This is a genomic window from Brevundimonas sp. (genome assembly GCF_030682035.1).
GTDB lineage: Bacteria > Pseudomonadota > Alphaproteobacteria > Caulobacterales > Caulobacteraceae > Brevundimonas.
The window spans coordinates 1-5917 of the sequence record NZ_JAUXQZ010000048.1 but is presented as its reverse complement, the minus strand read 5'-3'; the positions used below and the strand labels follow the sequence as shown (position 1 = coordinate 5917).

3 protein-coding genes are annotated in these 5917 nt (G+C 66.1%); all 3 read right to left on the bottom strand.

Features of this window, described 5'->3' with window-relative positions; all coding sequences use genetic code 11:
- Positions 1 to 320: 320 nt before the first annotated feature.
- From Q8K49_RS14775 to Q8K49_RS14765, 3 genes are read right to left on the bottom strand one after another with little or no spacing between them, the layout of a single operon-like run.
- Positions 321 to 749, bottom strand: coding sequence for a hypothetical protein (locus tag Q8K49_RS14775; protein WP_305306845.1), 429 nt, complete (start codon positions 747 to 749; stop codon positions 321 to 323).
- A 1-nt stretch (position 750) separates the two neighbouring features.
- Positions 751 to 5100 (bottom strand): RHS repeat-associated core domain-containing protein, encoded by a 4350-nt coding sequence (locus Q8K49_RS14770; RefSeq protein ID WP_305306844.1) that lies wholly within the window; start codon positions 5098 to 5100, stop codon positions 751 to 753.
- Positions 5101 to 5108: 8 nt separating this feature from the next.
- Complete coding sequence (locus Q8K49_RS14765) at positions 5109 to 5642, bottom strand: RHS repeat domain-containing protein (protein ID WP_305306843.1); 534 nt, start codon at positions 5640 to 5642, stop codon at positions 5109 to 5111.
- Positions 5643 to 5917 lie beyond the last annotated feature (275 nt).

Here is a 5917-nt window from a genome sequence, read left to right as displayed (position 1 = left end):
GTAGGTGATGTCGCCCGCCGCCGGCTGGCGACTGACGGTAAACTCGGGCGTCCAGATGCGGTTGGCGAGGCCGTAGCCCCGCGCGGTCGAGGAGTTCTCGCCCGAGCCGCGAGCGGCGCGCAGATCAAGCACAAAGCCCTGCGCCACCGCGGAGACCTGCCCGTCGTCGTTGTAGGTGGTCTTGCGCGTCGTAGATACTCAGCGTCGTGTCGTCGCGGCCGGACAGCGAGCCAATCACGGTCAGAACCCTGCCGACGTTGAGAGCCCGATGCACCCAACTCCGCTGGTCGATTTGATAGACCCGCATTTGCAATCGCCGGCTACTTGGGGATACAGCTGACGCATCGCTTGGAAATAAGCGAGATCATCATCGTATCGTTCACACTCTCTCGCTCCGGATAGTCCGAAATGGCTTCAACGGCCCCTTCGTAAGGCCATTCTCGGTCGCCATCCCACAACCACCACGTGTCGCGACTAAGTCCCTCGGCCTTGAACATAGGAAAGCGAGCCCAACGCCCTTGAGGAGGGCGGGGCTCAAGAATTCTGAGGTCTTTCCTCCTGACCGCGGCGTTCACCGGAAAAAAACATTGGAAATCGGGTTCGCGCGCGAGCGCCCTGTCGATCGCCTCCGTGTCGAATTCCACCGAGCAAAACACCCTCACCAAGCTTCCCATCAACGGATTTTCATGCGTGTGGTAAAGGAGTGCTGGTAGGTTTCGGTTCGAAAATGCAAGAATATCTCCGATCATGTCAGAATCCTGGATACCTCGCTCGAGCTAACACGCCAACGCCGTTTGCTAGAGATTCGGCATAGGTTGGATTACTTCGTGCTATACTATTTATTCTGTTAATAAGCTGGCCGCCGTTCCGGCCAAGTCCGTACAACTCAATTAGTGCCTGTTCTGCCCCCCTTGCCTGACTGGCGGTCAGGCCGGTTAGTCCGGGGATCGGCCGAATTCTGATTCCTAGGCCACGAGATTGTTCAGCAATTCTTCGGGCTACACTGTTTGTGATACCCACATAATTGACAGATCCCGCGTCATCGATGGATCTATATACAGTATAGGCACCGACTTCAGCTGCCTCCCTAGACAAACGCCCCGCAAGCACCCTCCCTAAAAGCTTGGCGGTGCTTTTCGCGCCCAGTGCGCCGAGCCCGAAAACGTCCCATGGAGCCAGCGTTGCTTCATCAGCGCGGCCCGATGCCAACGGTTGGATTCCTATGAACGTTCCAGAGTCATCATATATCGCCAAGTAGCTTGTCGATCCAGATTCACCGACCAAGCGATACGTATTGTCTGAGGATTCCTCTTCCGAGGCGGGGGCCGCGCCCGGCCCACCCACAACGTAGTAGCCCCACCCTCCGCCCGGGAGGGCGCTCGCCAGCCCAGTCGGATCCGTACCATTCACCGGATCCCCGCCCACATACGCATACAGATTCAGCCCCGCCTCATACCCGATCGGGTCGGTCTGCAGGAACCGCCCCAGGCTCGGCGCATAGACCCGCGCCTTGTAATAGTAGAGCCCCGTGTCCGAGAGCCGCGTCTGGCCCGTGTACTGGAACCGGCCGGTGACCGCCGCGGCCGGGACGCCGTATTCGTCATAGGTGTTGATGGCGTTGAAGACCGCCCCGGCGGCGGTGGTCCGCGCTATCACCGAACCGCGCTCGTCGGCGACGTAGTAGCGCGGCGTGCCCGTGCCGGTGCCGGCGTACTCCACCAGAGGCTCGTCCACCCCGGGCGCGGGGACGTAGCGGGTCTGGATGACGTTGGCGGTGCTGTACTCGCCGATCAGCTGGTCGCCGGCGTAGAGGAAGCGCCGGGCGGCCGTGGCGTTCTCCTGATACAGCCGGTCCAGCGCGTCGTACGTGTAGGTGACCGCCCCCGCGCTCTTCAGCCGGTTGGCGGCGTCGTAAGTGAAGGCGGCGGTCCCGTCGTTGGCGATGTTGCCGCTGCTCAGGGTCCCGTTGGTGACCTCATAGGTGATGGTCGCCCCGCCGGCGGCGGTGACCTGGTTGCGGCCGTTGTTCGCATAGGCCGTGGTGCCGGTGCTCGGCGCATAGGTATAGGCGTTGTTGGAGGCGTCGCGGGTGACCAGCTGCGAGGCCGGATTGCGGGCGAAGTCCAGGGCCAGGTCGCTGGCCGTGCTCGCCAGGTTCTGGTCCAACTCATCCAGCCGCGAGGCGGCGTCATAGCCATAGGCGGTCGAGACGCCGTTCAGCCGGGCGATCCCCGTGCGCCGGGCCAGGTTGTCGTAGGTGTAGCTGGCCAGGGTGCTGGCCCCTTGCGTGATCGCCGTCACATTGTTCGACAGATCCCAGGCGTAGCCGACCGCGAAAGCGTCCGGCCAGGAGATGCTCGTGCGCCGCCCGGCCAGATCGAAGCCATAGCCCACCGTCCCGATGGGCCCGGTCTCCGAGGTCTGGCGGCCCAGCGCGTCCCAGGCCGCCGCAGCCGTCTGGGTGCAGGCGGCGCTCACCCAGAAACAGGCGGTCAGCCGCCGGTTCAGCAGGTCGTAGGTGAAGCGCGTGTCCGGCACGGCCCGCGCGCCGCCGGCGCTGCTGACGATCCGGGAGATCCGGTTCAGAGTGTCGAAGGTGGTGGCGAAGGTGTCTCCGGCGCGTGTTCGCTTGGTGATCGGGTTATTCACCGCGTCATAGGTGAAGGCCTCATAGTCCGTGGTCGACGAACCGCCGCCCGAGGCGTTGGGGAAGCGCAGGGAGGCGATCCGGTCCATGCCGTCATAGACATAGGTCAAGACGTTGCCGTTCCCGTCCGTGCGGGTGGCGACCCGGCCGTTGGCGGTGAGGGTCTGGCTTTCGGTGATAGTGTCGCCCGAGTCGTAACCCATCACCACGCTGGTCGCCCGGCCGACCAGGTCATGGTTGGTCCGGGTGATCCGGTCCGGGCCGAACGAACCGGCCGGCCCGGTCACCTCGCAGACCGGGGTCGAGGCCGGCAGGCCGGCGAAGTCCGCCGGGTCCATGCGCCGGGCCGTGCAGCTGAGCCGGCCGGACGTGTCGTAACCGTACTGGACCAGTGTGACCTCGGCCGTGCCGGGGGCCGAGGTGTCGAGCACCTTGCGGCCCTGGGCGTTGTAGGTCGAGGTCGCGGTCTGGAGGGCGCTGAAGGCGGCGAAGGCGACGGTGGTCTGGGCCGTGGTCGTGCCCTGGGCTACCGTGGTGACCTGGCCGTCGGCGTTGTAGGTGGTCTTCGTCGCCGGGAACAGCCGCGCCCCCGCCCCGTCCGGATCGGGGCCGATCACCCCGACCGTCTGGCGCATGGCGTCGTAGATGCTCAGCGTTGTGTCAGCCGAGCCCGCCAGGGGGCCGTCCACGGTCAGGACATTGCCGACGCCGTCATACGTCATGCTGGTCGTCGCCAGCAGCGTGCCCGAGCCGTTCCCCGTGGTGACCGAGACCGGCAGGATGTTGCTGGCGAGGCTGGCGCTGCCCGTCTGATACGTGGTCGCGCTGACCACTTCGTCCGCCGTGCCGTCGCAGCCCGGGGTCGCGGCGGCGGTGGCGCAGGCCAACTGTTCGACCTGGACCCAGATCGGGTTGGCGTCCTGGGTGATCGAGGCCGAGCCGTTGTGCTTGAACCAGGCCTGCCGCTGGGCCCAGGCGAAGCGGGTCTGGGGCTGGATCGCCCCGGTCGTCGGCGCCGGGGCGGTGGTCGAGGTCAGGTTGCCGGCGGCGTCATAGGCGAAGGTCGTCACCCGGCCCATCGGATCGGTCACCGTGGTCGGGCGGCGGCACAGGACCGGATTGGAGCCGGTGCAGGCGGGGTAGTCATAGGTGGTGACCGCTGGGGCAATACCGGAGCCTGGCTTGGCCGCCACCGTCTGCGCGGTCACCACGCCCGTCTGCCAGTCGCGGGCATAGGAGACGCCGTTGCCCTCGGGATAGGTGACCGAGGCCAAGCCCGCGCCGTCGATGTAGATGAAGGTCTCCTGATCCAGCGCGTCGGTGACCGAGGTCAGGGCCATGCTCGACCCGTCCCACGGATTGATCGGCAGGTGCCAGAAGAAGTGATAGACGGTCTCGCCGCCGTCGGGGGCCGTGACCGTGGTGTCGGCGCCGTAGCTGTCGGTCGGCGGCGGGCAGGGATTGGGCAGCGGCGGACAGATATAGTCCACATAGGCGTATTCGTAGGTCCAGGTCCCGACGCCGTCCGACGCCGAACTGACCCGGTTGCCGAAGGCCGCGGTGCGCGTGTGTTCGTAGGTGACAGAAGCGCCGCTGGTCGTGGCCGGCCGCGCCACGCCGACCAGATCGGCCTGGAGGGGATCGACGTTGTCGAACAGGAGCCGGGTCTCGCGGCCGAGCGAATCCGTGACGCTGCGCTCCAGCCCGGAGGCGGCGAAGGTCAGGCTGGGCCAGGTGATGGAATAGGTGCAGCTGGTCGCCGTCGGGGCGCAGGGATCGACGGCGTTGTTCAGCGCCGTGACCTTGCTCAGGCCCTGGCTGTCGTAGTCGAAATGCAGCTGGTAGCCGCGGTTGTTGGTGACCGACCGATAGTATCCGAATCCGGCCGAAGTGAAAGTGAGAATCTCGCCGTTCGGCCGGGTGATCGAGGTGATCAGTCCCTGATTGGCCGAAAATGTCGCGCCCAGTCCGGTGCGGGTGGCGTAGTCGTAGAGGGCGACCGTCCCGTCCGGCGCGGTATAGGTCCAGATATTCCCCGAGCGGGTCAGTGTGCCGACGCCGTCCCTGAGGTCATAGGCGCCGGTGCAGGTGTCCTGCTGGAACTTGCCGGAATTCCCCATCATGGTGACGGTGATGTAGCCGTAGCAATAGGGGTCGGGGTTCAGCGGCTGTTTGTCGATGGCACCCCAGACGCTGGAGCGCCAGGCCCGGGCCTCGGTGTCCCAGGTCGCCGTGAACGACAGGCCCCCGTTGGCCGGATCGCCGACGCTGATGGTCGGCGACGACACCTGCACCGTGCCGCTCGACAGGGAGACCCCGAACGCGTCGATGGCGGCGAACGGCGGCGGCGGCGGGGCGTCCTGGGCAAGCGCCGGCGCGGCCAGGCCGAGCATCGACAGGGCGACGGCGAACAAGCTGGCGATGAAGCGGTTGGAGGTGTTCCGATTCGACATCATCGTCCTCAGGCGCTTGGATCGATCGAAACCTGAATGGTCGCGCTATAGGCGACGGTGCTCGCTGTGTCGGTCACACGGCACCGCCAAGTAGAGAGCCGCGGGGGACCTGAAAACGACCCGTCCCATCTGAAATCGGTGACGGCTCCCGTGGGATCGCCGGCGACGATGTCGGTCGATCCTGACAATCGCTGCCAGAGATAGACGTAGGGAGGTGTTCCCCCGGTTGCGGTCGTGGTCGCCGGCGGCGTGCCCTCCGACCCCGTGCCGCTGATGGTGCTCGGCGAGACCGCGACCACCAACGGAGGGGGCGGCGGCGGAGGCGGGGGCGGCGGCGGCACGCCGTTGCTCCGCGCGGTCCGGTTGCCGGCGTCGTCATACGCGTAGGTGGTGAGGGTGCCGTTGGGCCAGGTGACGCTGGTGACCCGGCCGAAGACGTCATACCCATAGCTGACCGGGTCCGCCCGGGCCCCGCGCGCCAACAACAGGCTGAACCCCGCCCCGGCCAGACCGCGCAACAGACCCCGACGACCGTTCAGCATTGGAATCCCCCGTTCGGATACGCCACTTCCGGCCCGTCCAGCGAGAAGGCCCTATGGACGACGCAGGCTAAAGACGCTCCAAGGTTGCATCAATCTCTCAAAAGGCGAAAGAGTCAACCGAAGGGACCCGGCGCCCCCTACTGGAACAGCGTCCCGACCCAGGCCCGGACCGCCGTCTCATCGGCGGGGTTGCCTGTGTAGGTCAGACCTTGCGCAGGCGCATAGGGCTGGTTGTTGGCGCGCGGGCGCGAGGTCCAGGCCTTGTGGCCATAGCT